This is a genomic window from Flavobacterium sp. HTF, assembly GCF_003105115.1.
In the GTDB taxonomy this organism is placed as follows: Bacteria; Bacteroidota; Bacteroidia; order Flavobacteriales; family Flavobacteriaceae; genus Flavobacterium.
The window spans coordinates 1-16752 of the sequence record NZ_QETH01000090.1; the positions used below are offsets into that span (position 1 = coordinate 1).

The following is a 16752-nucleotide window of genomic DNA, read 5'->3' on the forward strand; positions in this document are numbered from 1 at the left end:
AATAGTGGAAACTGCCTGAAATGTATTATTTGCCATTATAAAAGCAGTAGGATTTGCATTTCCAATATCTTCACTGGACAAAATTAGCATTCTCCTTGCGTGGGGCGATTTTAAAAAAAAGAATATCATTTTTTCAAGTTAAAAAAAAATCTAAATTAGTTATAAAATCGATTGTAAGTAAGAGTAGATTCAAATTGTAACAAGTAAAAGAGCGAAATTTTAATAAAAATATGAGGCAAAAAAACGCAGATTATAAAACGATTCCTATAATAATTATTAGTTTTAATCAACTTCATTATTTGGAGAAACTCATTGATTATTTAACCAAACATAATTACAAAAATATCGTTATTATTGATAATAATTCGACCTATAAACCTTTGTTGGAATATTTTGACAAAATTAATTCGATTGTAACAATTCATCGCCTAAAAGATAATTATGGACACTTAGTATTTTGGGAAAATAAAGGTTTATTTGAAAAATACTCAAAAGGTTATTATGCATTGACTGATGCAGATATAAATCCAATACCTGAATGCCCTGGTGATTTCCTAAATCATTTTAAAAAAATCCTGGATAAGGATCAAAAAATAACCAAAGTTGGATTTAGTCTTAAAGTGGATGATATACCTAATACAAACTTATATAAAGACAGAATCCTGAAATGGGAATCTCAATTCTCAAAGGACGAACGTAAAGATGGAAATTTTGCAGCAGAAATAGATACTACCTTTGCATTGTATAGGCCAGGATACCAATATGACATTGCAAATTTTTATAGTGCATGCAGAACTAAAATGCCATTTGTTGCAAGACACGGAGGATGGTATATAGATAATAGAAATTTGACAGAAGAACAAAAGTTTTTTTTTGCTAATTGTAATGAATCTAGTTCGTGGCGAGTTAATGAAGATGGTATAATGGATAATCAAAATTATTTACAATAAGTGTTAGCAATAATAGTCCCTTACTACAAGATTAGTTTTTTTGAAGAAGTCCTAATATCATTAGCGAATCAAACAGATAAAAGATTTAAAGTTTATATCGGAGATGATGCCAGCCCGGATTCTCCTGAAACGATATTAAAAAAATATCATGGAAAGTTTGATTTTGTATATCACCGATTCGAAAAAAATTTAGGATCTGTTTCTCTTACAAAACAATGGGAACGCTGTATTAATTTGAGCGAAAACGAAGAATGGCTGATGATTTTAGGAGATGACGATTTTCTTGGAGATACAGTAGTTGAATCATGGTACGAAAATTTCGATTTATTTTATAAAAAAGCAAATGTCGTTCGTTTTGCTTCTAAAATGATAATTCAGGAAACCCAAGAGGTAACCGAAACTTTTTTGCATCCTGTCTGGGAAGCAGCTACAGAATCTTATTACAGGAAATTCAGACACTTAACAAGAAGTTCGTTGTCAGAATATATTTTTTCAAGAAAAACATTTCTTAAGTATGGATTTCATAATTATCCACTTGCGTGGAATAGTGACGATCATGCCTGGCTTGATTTTTCTGATAATAAACCTATTTATACTATAAATGAAGCGTTAGTTTATTTTAGGCTTTCTGCATTGAATATTTCCGGAAAACAAGATAATAAAGATGCGAAAAGTTTATCTGTTATATCATTTTACAGGTTTTTGGTTGCAAATAAACTGAAATTTTATACACTATCACAAAGAGAAAAAATTATAAGATTTTATGAAAATGAGATCATTAAACAAAGAAAACTGAAACTTTCTGAGTGGATTTTTTTATCATATTTTTATTTAAAATATTTAGATTTTTATTCCATAAAAAAGTTTAGCAAAAGATTTATAAAAAGCATTCTAAAAAAACATGTATAAAAAAGTATCCATAATTGTTCCATGTTATAAACAAGCACAATTCCTTGACGAAGCTTTGACTTCTGTTTTGGAGCAAACTTATTCTGGTTGGGAGTGTATAATTGTAGATGACGGAAGCCCGGACGATACCGAAGATGTCGCTTTGAAGTGGTGTAATAAAGACTCGAGATTTAAATATCTGAAAAAGGAAAATGGCGGCTTATGCAGTGCCAGAAATGCAGGAATTGACATAGCCGATGGAGAATTAATTTTACCATTAGATGCAGATGACAGAATAGGAAGAAGATATTTAGAATTAGCCACTGAAGCTTTTAATGAAGATAATTCCTTGACAGTAGTGTATTGCAAAGCAGAGAAATTCGGAGACGAAACCGGTTTATGGGATTTACCGGAGTTTTCGCTTTTTAATCTAAGCCGGAATAATTTAATTTTTCCGTCTGGAATGTATAAAAAGACAGATTGGAAAATAATTGGAGGATATGATCCCAAAATGATTTATGGATGGGAAGATTGGGAAATCTGGATCGCACTGTTAAAAAATGGAGGCAGAGTTAAGCAATTAGATGAAGTTGGATTTTACTACAGAATAAAATCTGTTTCAATGTTAAAGTCAATAGATAAATACAAAGGCGATTACCTGCTTGATTATCTTAGCATCAAACATGCCGATTTTTTTGTAAAGCAATATGGATCTTTTAAAGCAATGGAACATCAATTGATAGCTTTAGAAAGAAAAAATGAAGAAAATTTGAAGAGTGAGAAATTCGTAATTGATGTTTTCTGCAAAAGATTCTTTGGTTTTACAATATTTGGAAAATACAAAGGATAAATCTCTAAAAGAATTTAATAACGCGCCCCAAATGCCCGAAAGCAAAATAAAATTTCTTGCCTACTATCTGCCACAATATCATCCCATACCGGAAAATGACGAATGGTGGGGAAAAGGTTTTACCGAATGGACAAATGTTGCCAAAGCGAAACCTTTATTCAAAGGACATAATCAGCCTGTGTTACCTGCAGACTTAGGATTTTATGATTTAAGAGTACCTGAAACTCAGGAACAGCAAGCGAAATTGGGCAAAGAATATGGTCTTGATGGTTTCGTATATTATCAATATTGGTTTGGAGACAATAAAATGCTGCTCGAAAAACCTGCTGAAACCATGCTTCATAATAAAAATATTGATTTCCCATTTTGCTTTTGCTGGGCAAATGAAACCTGGAAAGGAATCTGGCACGGGCTTGATAATCCTTCTGTTCTGATCGAACAGACGTATAATGGAAAAGAAGGATATCAGATTTATTTTGATTATCTGTTACCTTTTTTTAAAGATGAACGTTATATCAAAATTGATAATAAACCCATGTTTCATGTATACAGGTTTGATGATATACCCAATGTACAGGAATTTATAACTGTATTTAATGAACTGGCCATTGCCAACGGTTTTGCCGGAATTTATTTTGTCGCCACAATTGCATCCGAGAATGTTCTTAAAAACGATCAGATCTATGGAAAAGTAGGAGACGAAGTATTTCAGAAAATGAGATACAAAAGTGGATTTCTATTTCCTGACGTAAGATATTTAGGCTGGCTCGAAAGAAAAATAAAAGTGACTCTTGGATTTACCAACGAGATTGGTAAAAGATTAAAACCTATAATTGTAGATTACACAAAGGCAGTTTCCCGTATCAATGTCACTTTTCCTAATCAGAAATATATTTCGTGTGTTTTTCCTAACTGGGACAACTCTTCCCGAAGCGGAAAAAAGTCTTTGATTTTTATCAATTCAAACCCGGAATCCTGGAAAAAACATTTGCAAAAAGCAGTTGACGAATTATTGAAAAATCCCAAAAACCCTCCATTTGTAATGATAAAGTCCTGGAATGAATGGGCAGAAGGAAATCATCTGGAGCCGGATACAAAATTTGGACTAAAATGGTTAGAGGCATTAAAAAATGTCAAAGATAATTTATACCAGAAATAAGAATGGAAAACAATTTTTTAATATCGGTTGTTTTACCCGTTTTTAATGGAGAAAAATTTCTCTCAAAGTCTATTGAAAGTGTACTCAACCAAACATATCAGAATATCGAATTGATTATTGTCAATGATAATTCAAATGACAATACACTTCATATTGCAAATCAATTTGCAGAGAAAGACAATAGAGTACAAGTCATAAATAATCCTGTAAATAAAAAGTTACCTGCAAGTTTAAATATCGGACATAATGCCTGCAAAGGAGATTTTATAACCTGGACCAGCGATGATAATTTTTACGAAGCAGATACTTTAAAAATCTTATTGGATAATCTTCTAAAGAAAGAAGCCGACGTCGTATACAGCAATTTTACTTTGATAGACGATAAAGATCAAAAGATAAGAGAAGTTACTCTTCCCGCTATTGAGAATCTCATTTTCGGTAACGTCATAAGTTGTTGTTTCATGTATAGAAAAGAAGTATATCAAAGAAATAATGGCTACAACGAAGCCTATTTCCTGATTGAAGATTATGATTTTTGGCTACGCGCTGCCCTGCACAGCAAATTTTATCAAATCAATCAATCGCTGTACAATTACCGGAAACACGAAGAAAGCCTGACCAATCAAATTAGTGTTGATGAAGCAAAAAATAGTCTCTGGAAAAAGAATATAAAGGCAATGTTTCTTAGTTTCTGGGAAAATTTTGTAAAAAATAATTATGCTGAAATGGCAGAATTGTCAACCAAACTTTTGCTTTTTGAAAAGATTGAATTTGACTGGATTATTGCAAACAACAATAAAATTAAGGAGATCAAAACAGCAATAAAAAAGAACCAAAATTTCCCGGATGCAACAAGGATCGAAAAATTGTTCTTAAAAAAAACGATAGAAGTAATGATTAATGAAAAAGACACTAAAAGAAATTTTTCAAGATCTGTTTTTGTAATGAGAAATTATGCTAATGTTTTAGATAAAAACTCTTTTAAAACATTAATTAAATATTCATTTTTAAAATAGTCAAATGAAATCAAAAATGTCTTTAAAACATGCTATTTTAATTACTGCATATAAAAATTATCATCATCTTGAGGAAATAATCAAATGCTTTGACGCCAATTTTGAATTGTTTATTCATATCGATAAGAAAAGCAATATTTCGGATATAGAATTAACGAATTTGCGAAAACATGAGATTGTAAAATTGGTTGAACAAAAATATAAAGTGAATTGGGGAGGATTCAATCATCTGAAAAGTATTTTATATTTGACGGAAGAAGCTTTAAAAAATACTGAAATAGGATATTTTCATTTGATTAGCGGACATGATTTTCCATTAAAAAAAGCCTCTCATTTTTTAGATTTTTTTCAGAATACAGATGTTGAGTATTTAACTTACGGAAATGTTCCAACCATTGGTGCTGCAGATAACGGCAATATGGATCGCATTGAATATTATAATTTTTACGATTTGTTAAATGCAAAAAACACTAAACAAAACGGAAGAATAAGACGTCTTGTCAGAATTCAGAAACGACTTGGTTTTAAGAGAAAAATATCAGCTAAAATGCCTAAACTTTATTACGGTTCTACGTGGTGGAGTCTGAGCAGAGCTTGTGTCAGTTATGTAATTGATTTTACAAAAAACAATAAGTTTGTTTTGAATAGGTTTAAACATACACTATGTTCAGAAGAATTTTATTTTCAAACCATAATTATAAATTCAGCTTTTGCTGAAAAAGTAACTAATAATAATTTGAGGCATATTGACTGGGTTGCCAGAAATGGTAATAATCCGGCAATATTAGACGAAACAGATTATGACAAATTAGTACAAACGGATGCATTATTTGCAAGAAAATTTGAATATCCAATGTCACTTGGATTATTGGATAAAATTAAACCGCTATTAAAATGATTGGCTCAAAAGTGACCATTATTATGGCAACCTATAACAGGGCCCATTTTATTGTCGAAACATTACAATCGATACAAAAACAAACTTTCTCAAATTGGGAATGCCTGATTATTGACGATGGCGGAAGTGATAATACCAGTGAAGTAATTACTCCCATTTTGGCAGAAGATTCACGTTTTACATTCTTAAAACGCCCTGATACTTACCAAAAAGGATTGCCAGGCTGTAGAAATTATGGATTGGATTTGGCAAAAGGAGATTTTGTGATTTTTTTTGATGATGATGATATTGTGCATCCTCAGAATCTGGAATTGTGTACAAATGAATTACAGAAACCGGAAATATCTTTTTGCAGATATGAAAGAGAAGTTTTTACAGGAGAGTTTAATTATGATTTTGATTATTCAAAAGAATATTCCTCTTTCCTTATTGATGTTAATGATTTAGAAAAATTATTAAACAATAAGCTGCCATTTAATTCCTGTGCTGTCATGTGGAAAAAAGAATGTTTTACGAACAATCGCTTCGTAGAACATTTAATGTATGCAGAAGAATGGGAATTGTATTCCAGAATACTATCATCAGGAATTAGAGGGATTTCTATAAAAAAATGTTTATTCTACGGAAGAAAACATTTAAAATCAAATACCGGTGAATTTTTCACCCACAATCCTGTCCGAAGAAAATCGCATTGTGATGCTGTAGCATTAGTAGTTAAAAACCTTAAAGAAAAACAATTAGTCACCAATTCTCTAATTGGTTATTTTGTTACCATTTCTTTAGATTATAAAGAATATGATTTATTCAGTCAGATTTCAAAAATCCTAAATTTGCCTTTAGTGCAAAAAATAAAATGGCAAATCTATTATAGCTCTTACTTTTTGCGTTTGCCAATTTACAAAATGAAAAAAAAGATCAAAAAATGAGAATCCTTCTTTGTTTCGGAACCCGTCCTGAAGCCATAAAAATGGCACCTTTATATCACGAACTCAAAGAAAATAATTTTGAAGTTATTGTTGGCGTAACAGCGCAACATCGCGAAATGCTGGATCAGGTATTAGAATTTTTTGATATTAAACCGGATTATGATTTAGATTTAATGCAGCCAAATCAGACTCTAAATAATTTGAGTTCCCTGATTCTAAGCAAAATGGATAAAATACTTTTAGAAGTTAATCCAGATTTGGTTTTTGTGCATGGAGATACCACAACATCTTCTATGGTAGCTCTGGCAGCATTTCATCGTGGTATAAAAGTAGCTCATGTTGAAGCCGGACTACGAACGTACAATAAACAGTCGCCTTTTCCTGAAGAAATCAACCGACAGTTAACCGGAAGATTAGCGGATATTCATTTTACACCTACAAATGAAGCAACAAATAATTTAGTCAAAGAAGGTATTTCCCAATCAGCTATTGTTCAAACCGGAAATACCGTTATTGATGCTTTGTTCTGGACCATTAATAAAATTGGAAAAGAAAATTATACGCACCCTGAAATAGAAGAATTAAAAAATATAATCCCGAAAAATAAAAAGATTGTATTGGTAACAGGACATCGCAGGGAAAATTTTGGAGAAGGAATGAACAACCTTTGCGAAGCGCTGTTAGCGATATCTAAACGCGAAGATGTTATAATAGTATATCCGGTACATCTAAACCCTAATGTTAAGGATGTTGTAAACCAGTTATTGTCTGATAAAGAAAATATTCTCCTTATTAATCCTGTATCTTACCCGGCTTTTGTGTGGTTAATGCAGCAATCATTTTTAATTGTTTCTGATTCGGGAGGCATTCAGGAAGAAGCGCCTTCTTTAGGGAAACCTGTTTTAGTAACCAGAAACACTTCAGAAAGACCTGAAGGAGTAATGGCAGGTTTTTCAAAATTAGTAGGTACCGATAAGGATAAAATTATAAATGTTATACAAGAACTTTTAGAAAATTTTGATGGTTTTGAAAACAAATCAAATCCATACGGAAATGGTAATGCATCAAAGAATATAATTAGTTTTTTAAAGCATCTTAACTAAGATTATATGGGATTAAAATCAATTATTCTAAAGATAATTAAATACATACCGGCTAATTCAGTTAAGATATTTTTGCTCAAAAAGCTGTTTAATTACGCTATAGGTAAAAACGTCAAAATTGGAAAGGCTATAATTAACTGCAACAAAGTATATATTGGAAATAATGTACACATTGCAGGTAATAACGTTATTACCTGTAATGAATTTTCAATTGGAGAAAATTCCTCAATTCATTCAGGAAATGTAATTCAGGGAAGAGCAAATTTTTCTTTAGGGACAAATTCCAGAATTATCAATAATCACCATTTTGATTTATGGAATAACATCCAGATCGGAAACAATACATGGATTGCCGGAAAAAACAGCCAATTTTGGACACATGGATCCATTCATACAAAATTGAACAACAAAGATTTGTCTATAGTTATTAAAGATAATATTTACATTGGCTCTGCCTGCCGTTTTGCTCCCGGAGTTTTAATTGAAAATGAAAATTTAATAGGGTTGGGAAGCGTTGTAACAAAAAGCTTTTTAGAAAGCAAAACTATTATTGCAGGTAACCCGGCAATTGTAGTGAAAAATGAAATTGACTGGAGAACAAATTGGTAAAATGATAAAAAAAATACTTATTGTAGTTGATTCTATAAACATAGAAGACAGCAGCGGATCAAAAGCAAATGTGGCTCTGATTAATAATTTGCAGGAAGCCGGATTTGAAGTTTTGGTTTATCATTACACCAGAAAAAATATAAATTTAAAAAATGTAAACACATTTGAAATACCCGAAATAAAGTCTAATATTTCATATTTTTTAAGCAGGTCTCAAAGGGTTTTTAGTCGACATTTTAAAGTAAATCTCGCTCCTTTTTTTGAAAAAAGATTTGGTTTTTCGTTTACCTTTTTTAATGATATAAAGAGTATATCCAGCGCTTTAAAAAAACAATCTTTTGAACCTGACCTAGTGCTTACGTTAAGTAAAGGTGCAAGTTTCAGGCCTCATTACGCAGTTCTCAAATTGCCTCATTTGCATAAAAAATGGATGGCATATATACATGATCCGTATCCTTTTCATTATTATCCAAGACCTTATAACTGGGTAGAACCTGGTTATGATTTTAAAGAGCTTTTTTTTAAGGAATTGTCTCAAAAAGCAAAGTATAGTGCTTTTCCAAGCCAGCTATTAAAGGAATGGATGTCGAGTTACTTTCCTGATTTTTCTAAAACGGGAATTATAATTCCGCATCAGAATGAAAAATATGAAGTTCAGAATACAAGTTTTCCTTCTTATTTTGATGTTTCAAAATTCCATTTGCTGCATGCCGGAAATTTAATGAAACAACGTTCTCCGGAAGGTTTACTAAAAGGCTTTATACTATTTCTTGAAAACAATCCTTCAGCAAAAGAAGATGCAAAACTTATTTTATTAGGAGATGCTTCTTATCATACTGAAATGCTTAAACAATATAATATTCCTGAGATATACATTCATAATGGAAATAAAGCTTTTGATGAGGTGTATCATTTGCAAAAAAATGTTTCTGTAAATATTATTTTAGAAGCAAAAGGAGAAATAAGCCCTTTTTTACCGGCTAAATTTCCGCATTGTGTTGAAGCTGACAAAACAATCCTTTCTCTGGCGCCCTATTATAGTGAAACCAGAAGATTGCTGGGAGAAGATTATCCTTTTTGGTCAGAAGTGGATGATGTGAAGAAAATTGCATCGTTAATCGGAAAATTATATCAGTTGTGGAAACAAAATCCGGACAGCTTACTTTTAAGCAGAAAAGATTTAGAAGATTATATATCAGTAACACATTTAAAAGAAGTACTAAAAAAATTGTAAATACTAAAAATGACAAACTCCAGTTTTTCAATCCTTATTACAACTAAGAACCGTAAAGATGACCTAGCTTTTACACTGCAAAAAATTCAAAATATATTAGTTAGAAATGAAGTCGTTTGTGTAGTTTTTGATGATGGGTCAACCGATGGAACTTCTGATTTTTTGAAAGTAAATTATCCTCAGATTGTTTTGAATACAAATAAGATTTCCAAAGGATATTTATATTGTAGAAATAAGATGTTAAATGAAGTGACTACAGATTTTGCAATTTCATTAGATGATGATGCACATTTTGTTACAGAAAATTCATTAGATATAATTGAAGATTATTTTGCTAAAAATGAAAAAATAGGCGTATTAGGATTCAGGATATTTTGGTCTAAGGAAGGTCCGGAAATTATTTATTCTGATGATGAGCCAGTGAGAATGAAAAGTTTTGTTGGGTGTGCACACGTATGGCGTATGAAAGCATGGCGTGATATTCCAAACTACCCGGAATGGTTTGTTTTTTATGGCGAAGAGGATTTTGCTTCTTATCAATTGTTTAAAAAGAAATGGGAAGTATGTTATTTGCCAGAAGTTCTGGTGAATCACAGAGTAGATGTTGTAGGCAGAAAAAATAATTATGATTATGCTCTAAGATTACAGAGATCATTACGTTCCGGTTGGTATTTATATTTATTATTTTATCCTGTTTCTGTTATTCCAAGAAAGCTGTTTTATTCTGTTTGGATACAACTTAAATCAAAAGTTTTTAAAGGAGATTTTAAAGCTTTGAAGGCACTTATATTCGCTTTTTGTAATGTGTTAGCTTCATTTCCTAAAATTCTAAAAAATGCTAATCGTTTAACAATGCAGGAATATCAGGATTTTCAACATTTAGAAAATGCTAAAATCTATTGGAAACCAGAAGATAAATAATTTTGCTCTATGAAAACAATTGCTATAATTCCGGCTCGTGGAGGATCTAAAAGACTGCCTCAGAAAAATATTAGAACATTAGGTGAAATTCCTTTGTTAGCACATAGTATTTTGTATGCTCAGGCAAATAAAGAAATTATAGATGAAATCTACGTATCGACAGATGATATTGAAATTAAGAAAATTGTATTAGAATTTGGAGCAAAAGTAATTGACAGGCCGGAGGCTATTTCAGGAGATTTAGAGCCAACAGTTTCCGCATTAAAAAATGCACTGGAACAAATCGGCAAACCAGTTGAAAATGTTGTTTTGCTACAGGCTACAAATCCGCTTCGTCCTCAAAACTTGCTTCATGAAGCTTTTGATTTATATGAAAAGGAAAAATACGATAGCTTGTTTACCGTTTCACGAAATCATCAGAAATTTGGAAAAATTGCTGACAATAAGTTTATTCCGTATAATTATGAAATCGGACAAAGAAGTCAGGATTTAGAACCTCTTTTTTTCGAAAATGGCTTATTATATATCACAAAAGCTGCATTAATTCTTGATAATATAATTATTTCAGAAAATGCATTTCCATTCGAGATAAATCATATTTTTGCCGAAGTGGATATCGATACTCAGGAAGATTTTGATTATGCAGCATATCTACTTTCCAAAAACAAAACCATACAATAAATTATTTTATTTATGAATCCATTTATAGAAATAGCCGGACGAAAAATAGGCGCAGATTATCCGCCATTAGTAATTGCCGAAATAGGAATTAATCACGAAGGTTCTTTGCAGGTTGCCAAAGAAATGGTTGACGCAGCTCACAGAGCGGGAGTTGAGGTAGTGAAACATCAGACACATATTGTAGAAGATGAAATGAGCGGTGCCGCCAAAAAAGTAATTCCGGGAAATGCCGATGTTTCTATTTATGAAATTATGGAACGCTGCTCCTTAAACGAAGAAGAGGAATTGGAATTAAAGAATTATGTAGAAAGCAAAGGCATGATTTTTATTTCGACACCATTTTCCCGTGCAGCAGCCGAAAGATTAAAAAAGTTTGATATTCCGGCCTACAAAATTGGCTCGGGAGAATGCAATAATTACCCTTTATTAGAACATATCGCCTCATTTGGCAAACCGGTAATCTTAAGCACCGGAATGAATACAATAGAAAGTATTCAGAAAGCAGTTGCCATTTTTGATAAACATAATATTCCGGTTGCCTTATTACATACAACCAATTTGTACCCAACGCCAATTCATCTGGTTCGTTTTGGAGCAATGGTAGAATTGCATGAAGCTTTTCCGGATAAAGTCTTTGGTCTGAGTGATCATACCTTAAATAATAATGCGTGTCTTGGTGCAGTTGCTCTCGGCGCAAGTATTTTAGAAAGACATTTTACAGATCATATGCAGCGTACCGGACCGGATATTGTTTGCAGTATGGATGAAAAAGCCTGCGGGGAACTTATTGTTTCAAGTGCAGAAATTGCCTTGATGCGTGGAGGAACAAAAAAACCGGCTTTAGAAGAACAGGTAACAATTGATTTTGCTTTTGCTACTGTTTGCGCTATTAAAGGAATAAAAAAAGGAGAAACGTTTACCAAAGAAAATATTTGGGTAAAACGCCCGGGTACGGGTAAAATCCTGGCCGAAAAATTTAATGATGTCTTAGGTAAAACCGCTGCAAGAGATATTGAAAATGATGAGCAACTGACCTGGGAAGATATTAACTAAATGGAAGATTTTGTGCAGTTTCTGTTAAAAAAGGTTTATAACCCAAAAAGCATAAGGAATGAATATATCCTTGAAGCTTTTGAATTAACAATTAAAGATGTCAATCATCATTTTCCAAATCTTTCAAAAGAAGAGATTAAAAACAGTATAACGAATAACTCTAATGAACTGGCGTTGTTTTTATTTCGTTTAGGAAGTATCCTGCATCAAAATAATGAAGAAAACTTAAAACCTCAGATTCACTGGTTACTTAAAGAATTATGCAGTTGTGAAATTTATTTTAATAACCAAATAGGCGAAGGTTTTTATATTGTGCATGGTGAAGGTACAGTGATCGGGAGCAGAAATACAATTGGCAAAGGATTTAAGATTCATCACGGCTGTACTATCGGACATAAAAGAAACGGAGGCGGAAATGGCAATGTAATAGGTGACAATGTAACAATGTATTGTAATTCTTCAATAATTGGAGAACTTATCATCGGAGATAATGCTGTTATCGGAGCACATGTGATGATTACTCAGAATATTGCTGATAATAGTTTAATAACTCAGGCCGGAGAACTGCTGGCCCGCCAAATTCAATTATAAATATTTTTTTAGAAGCAGCTATAATTAAATAATGAAAAAAATCCTTTTTCTTACCGGTACACGCGCTGATTTTGGTAAAATAAAATCATTGATTCAAATTCTTGAAGACCGTCAGGATTTTGAGGTTTTTGTATTTGTAACCGGTATGCATTTGCAGGAAGAATACGGATATACTTTAATTGAAATCGAACGCTGCAACTTTAAAAACATACATACTTTTCAAAACCACACCCACGAAACCACAATGGATCTGACACTAGCTAAAACCATTGAAGGATTATCCAAATATTGCAAAGACGTAAATCCTGATATGATTATCGTGCATGGTGATAGGGTTGAAACGTTAGCCGGTGCAATTGTTGGTTCTCTTAATAATATTTTGGTTTCACACATTGAGGGCGGTGAAATTTCAGGAACCGTAGATGAATTAATCAGACATAGCGTTAGTAAATTGAGTCACATTCATTTTGTGTCTAACAAACAGGCTGAGAAAAGATTAATACAAATGGGAGAAATAAAAGAATCTGTTTTTACCATTGGTTCGCCGGATATTGATATTATGTTTTCCGATCAGTTACCGAATTTAAATACAGTAAAAGAATATTACAAAATTGATTTTGAAAAATATGCAGTAGTAATGTTTCATCCTGTGACTACAGAGTTTAAACACATGAAAAGTTACACAGAAAATTTTGTCAATACATTACTGCAGGATTATCACAACTATGTCGTTATTTTTCCAAACAATGACTTAGGAAGCCAGTTTATAATCGATGCTTATCAAAAACTAAAAGAAAATCCAAGGTTTAGAATTTTTCCTTCTATTCGTTTTGAATATTTTTTGACCTTATTGAAGAACAGTCAGTTTATAATCGGGAACAGCAGTGCCGGAATCAGAGAAGCACCTTATTACGGAATCCCGATAATTAATATCGGAACCCGTCAGCAAAACAGAGCGATCCATGCTGATATTGTCAATACGGATTATTCTGAAAACAGCATCAAAGAAGCACTCTCCATTATTGATTCTCACAAAGTCCAAATTGTAGAAGATGATTTTGGAAACGGAAACAGTAATGAATTATTCCTTGAATGTCTTCAGAAAGAAAATATCTGGAAACTAAATCATCAAAAACAATTTAGGGATATACAATAAAGATTGTAATTAAAATGAAAAAAATAGGAGTTGTAATAACAGATGGTGTAGGGTTTAGAAATTTTGTCATGAGTGATTTCATTACAGAAGCTTCAGCTCAGTTTGATAAAATCATAATTTATTCCGGTCTGCCGGAAAGTTGTTATCAAAATTTGGATAATCCAAAACTGGAGATAAAAGAACTTGCTGTTTTTAAAGAAGGAAAATCAACCTGGGCTTTCAGAAAATGGAAAGAATTAGCGCATTTGCAAAAGTATAAAAGCTTTTACGGCATGAACGATAACCTGCTTGTTGGTTATCCTAAAAATAATTCTGCCCGGTCAGTATTTGTAAAAGGTCTTTATGTTTTTACAAAACTGATACATTCAAATACAAGTATTTTATTTGCAGAAAAGCTGCAGTTTTCTTCTTTTTCTACAAATAAAATAACCAAAGAATATATTGAGATTCTTAAAAAAGATAAACCGTCACATTTATTTTTTACACATCAGAGACCACCTTATCTGGCTCCGTTTTTGTACGCAGCCATTCGGTCAAAAATCCCTACGAGTACTTTTATATTTAGTTGGGACAATCTGGCTTCTAAAGGAAGAATGCTCGGAAGTTTTGACCGTTTTTTGGTATGGAGCCAATTGATGAAAGACGAATTGCTATATTTTTATCCAAATGTAAAAGATGAAAATGTACAAATTGTGGGAACACCGCAGTTTGAACCGTATGTTCTTGACAAATACAAATCTCCAAAAGAAAGTTTCTTCGCAAAATTCAATTTAGATCCCGATAAAAAAATAATCTGTTACAGCTGTGCAGATGTTTCGATCGGGCCAAACGATCCGATTGTGATTAAGGCAATTGCAGAAGCAATCCGAAATAATGAAATACAGTTTCCGGTACAGCTTCTGGTCAGAACTTCGCCGGCTGAAGATGACAGGAGATTTAAAGCCATCAGAGATGAATTTCCTGAAATTATCTGGAATGTACCGAAGTGGATACTGACGAGAGAAAATCATCAGGAAAGCTGGTCGCAAAGAATACCAGGCCAGGAAGATATTACAGATTTAAGATCTTTGTTAGAGAACTCCGATTTAAGTGTAAATATGTGTTCTACGATGAGTCTTGATTTTATGCTATTTGACAAACCTGTAATTAATACCGTATTTGGAAACCCCGAAAACGGATTGTATGACGATCAGCGGTTTTTGAATTATATTCATTACAAAAAAGTTACAGACGGGAATGCTGTTACAATTGCTAAAAATAAAACACAATTAATCGATCAGATAAATCAGGCTTTAACTAATCCGGGAGAACGAACTGTAGACAGAAAAAAAATGATTGATTTGCAAATAGGCCAAAAATTACCCGAAACCAGCAGGCGAATTGCTAAAGTTTTATCTGACTTCAATGACTAAAAGAATAGCCATAATCTGCAATTATCAATTACTTCCTGAAAGAGTGGGAGGAATGGATTATTTTTTCTGGGATTTTGATAAAAAATGCAGTGAAAATAATATTGAAACAGATTGGTTTTTTCCAAATAATTCTGATCATGGAGGCTATTCAGACCTTACAATTTATAGTGATGAAAATAAAAGTGTAGAAAATAATTTTCTGGATTTTTATCAGGAAAACAAACCTGTTTATTCGAATATTATTACTCATTTTGTAGAATTATGCACACCGTTTTTTCAAAAAACAAAGAAAATTTCAGACGCTGCTATTATTGCGGTAGACCATAATCCGAGACCTTTAAACGGCTATCCGTTCAAAAAGAAAATTAATAAAAGAATAAAAGGATTTTTGTATTCAAGTTACATTGATACTTTTATCGGAGTTTCTGATTATACCGTAAACGAAATTCTGAAGGATTTTGGTTCTCATTTAAAATCAAAAACACAAACCATTTATAACGGAGTGATTCTGGACACCATTTTAGTGAGAGAAACGCGTAATACTGTAAAACCACTTTTTTTAGTAGCTTCACATTTAAGAGAATCAAAAGGGATACAGGATTTGATTGAAGCGGTAAACTTTCTTCCGGCAGACATCAGAAATGAGATTAAAGTGGATATTTATGGAGACGGACCGTATAAAAATCATTTAATAGAAAGAACAAAACAATACGGACTTCAGGAATGCTTTTCTTTTATGGGAAGCAAACCAAACCTGAATGAGATTTTTTGCCAGTATGATTATATGTTACAGCCCACTCATATGGAATGTTTCAGCCTGTCTATTCTGGAAAGTCTGTCTGCAAATGTTCCGGTAATTACGACAAATGTCGGTGGAAACACAGAAGCCATCACCCATGGCGAAAATGGGTATATTTTTAAAGCCAAAGACATCAAAGCTTTGACCCAAATCCTTGAAAATGTTTATCTGGGAAACAAAAAGATATCGATTAATACAAGGGAATTAATTGCCAATTCCTTTTCTTTGCCGAAAATGACAGAAGACCATTTTCAGCTTCTTTCAGATAAAAGAGATCAAATTTAAAATTTCATAAATACTTAGATGTTTTTTAATTCCTTAGCATTTGCTGTTTTTTTGCCAGTCGTTTTTTTTCTGTATTGGTTTGTCTTCAATAAAACAAAAAGCACCCAAAATGCTTTACTAATTGTTGCCAGTTATTATTTTTATTCCTGTTGGGACTGGAGATTTTTGTTTTTACTGGTTTTTTCTACGTTTCTGGATTATTATACCGGAATTCAGATTGA

General features: G+C 32.3%; 17 protein-coding genes and 2 pseudogenes. 18 read left to right on the forward strand and 1 reads right to left on the reverse strand.

Going from position 1 to position 16752, the window contains the following annotated elements; genetic code table 11:
- Nucleotides 1-99, reverse strand: a pseudogene (locus DCO46_RS23350) (hypothetical protein); the annotation flags it as partial.
- A 131-nt stretch (nt 100-230) separates the two neighbouring features.
- Here DCO46_RS23350 and DCO46_RS18865 point away from each other — a divergent pair.
- The 18 genes and pseudogenes from DCO46_RS18865 to DCO46_RS18950 form a co-directional block, all read left to right on the forward strand.
- Nucleotides 231-950 (forward strand): glycosyltransferase family A protein, encoded by a 720-nt coding sequence (locus DCO46_RS18865; RefSeq protein WP_116754040.1) that lies wholly within the window; start codon nt 231-233, stop codon nt 948-950.
- Nucleotides 951-1859 (forward strand): glycosyltransferase family A protein, encoded by a 909-nt coding sequence (locus DCO46_RS18870; RefSeq protein WP_116754041.1) that lies wholly within the window; start codon nt 951-953, stop codon nt 1857-1859.
- On the forward strand, nt 1852-2688 hold the full coding sequence (locus tag DCO46_RS18875; protein ID WP_116754042.1) for a glycosyltransferase family 2 protein: 837 nt from the start codon (nt 1852-1854) through the stop codon (nt 2686-2688). Before DCO46_RS18870 ends, DCO46_RS18875 begins: the two co-directional genes overlap by 8 nt.
- A complete protein-coding gene (locus DCO46_RS18880) occupies nt 2669-3847 on the forward strand; it encodes a glycoside hydrolase family 99-like domain-containing protein (RefSeq protein WP_165829016.1) in 1179 nt (392 codons plus the stop codon). Before DCO46_RS18875 ends, DCO46_RS18880 begins: the two co-directional genes overlap by 20 nt.
- 2 nt (nt 3848-3849) lie before the next feature.
- Nucleotides 3850-4863, forward strand: coding sequence for a glycosyltransferase family 2 protein (locus DCO46_RS18885; protein ID WP_116754044.1), 1014 nt, complete (start codon nt 3850-3852; stop codon nt 4861-4863).
- 4 nt (nt 4864-4867) lie between these two features.
- A complete protein-coding gene (locus DCO46_RS18890) occupies nt 4868-5761 on the forward strand; it encodes a beta-1,6-N-acetylglucosaminyltransferase (protein ID WP_116754045.1) in 894 nt (297 codons plus the stop codon).
- Entirely contained in the window at nt 5758-6687 is a 930-nt protein-coding gene (locus tag DCO46_RS18895; protein WP_165829018.1) for a glycosyltransferase family 2 protein, read from the forward strand. The genes DCO46_RS18890 and DCO46_RS18895 overlap by 4 nt, the downstream gene beginning before the upstream one ends.
- Nucleotides 6684-7790: a non-hydrolyzing UDP-N-acetylglucosamine 2-epimerase gene (gene wecB, locus DCO46_RS18900; RefSeq protein ID WP_116754046.1), complete on the forward strand. Its 1107-nt coding sequence runs from the start codon at nt 6684-6686 to the stop codon at nt 7788-7790. Before DCO46_RS18895 ends, wecB begins: the two co-directional genes overlap by 4 nt.
- 6 nt (nt 7791-7796) lie before the next feature.
- Nucleotides 7797-8399 (forward strand): acyltransferase, encoded by a 603-nt coding sequence (locus tag DCO46_RS18905; RefSeq protein WP_116754047.1) that lies wholly within the window; start codon nt 7797-7799, stop codon nt 8397-8399.
- 1 nt (nt 8400) lies between these two features.
- Entirely contained in the window at nt 8401-9633 is a 1233-nt protein-coding gene (locus DCO46_RS18910) for a UDP-glycosyltransferase (protein ID WP_116754056.1), read from the forward strand.
- Nucleotides 9634-9642: 9 nt separating this feature from the next.
- Nucleotides 9643-10554 carry a glycosyltransferase family 2 protein gene (locus tag DCO46_RS18915; protein WP_116754048.1) on the forward strand — a complete coding sequence of 304 codons (912 nt, stop codon included), beginning with the start codon at nt 9643-9645 and terminating at the stop codon, nt 10552-10554.
- Nucleotides 10555-10563: 9 nt separating this feature from the next.
- On the forward strand, nt 10564-11235 hold the full coding sequence (locus DCO46_RS18920) for a cytidylyltransferase domain-containing protein (RefSeq protein ID WP_116754049.1): 672 nt from the start codon (nt 10564-10566) through the stop codon (nt 11233-11235).
- 12 nt (nt 11236-11247) lie between these two features.
- The gene (neuB, locus tag DCO46_RS18925; RefSeq protein WP_116754050.1) at nt 11248-12288 is read left to right on the forward strand and encodes an N-acetylneuraminate synthase; all 1041 of its coding nucleotides are present in this window, start codon (nt 11248-11250) and stop codon (nt 12286-12288) included.
- Nucleotides 12289-12879 carry a serine acetyltransferase gene (locus DCO46_RS18930; RefSeq protein WP_116754051.1) on the forward strand — a complete coding sequence of 197 codons (591 nt, stop codon included), beginning with the start codon at nt 12289-12291 and terminating at the stop codon, nt 12877-12879. It begins immediately after the preceding gene.
- Between the two features lie 31 nt (nt 12880-12910).
- Nucleotides 12911-14035, forward strand: coding sequence for a UDP-N-acetylglucosamine 2-epimerase (gene neuC / locus DCO46_RS18935; RefSeq protein ID WP_116754052.1), 1125 nt, complete (start codon nt 12911-12913; stop codon nt 14033-14035).
- Nucleotides 14036-14049: 14 nt separating this feature from the next.
- Nucleotides 14050-15447 (forward strand): hypothetical protein, encoded by a 1398-nt coding sequence (locus DCO46_RS18940; RefSeq protein WP_116754053.1) that lies wholly within the window; start codon nt 14050-14052, stop codon nt 15445-15447.
- Entirely contained in the window at nt 15440-16531 is a 1092-nt protein-coding gene (locus DCO46_RS18945; RefSeq protein ID WP_116754054.1) for a glycosyltransferase family 4 protein, read from the forward strand. Before DCO46_RS18940 ends, DCO46_RS18945 begins: the two co-directional genes overlap by 8 nt.
- Nucleotides 16532-16549: 18 nt before the next feature.
- Nucleotides 16550-16752 (forward strand): annotated as a pseudogene (locus DCO46_RS18950) (MBOAT family protein); the annotation flags it as partial.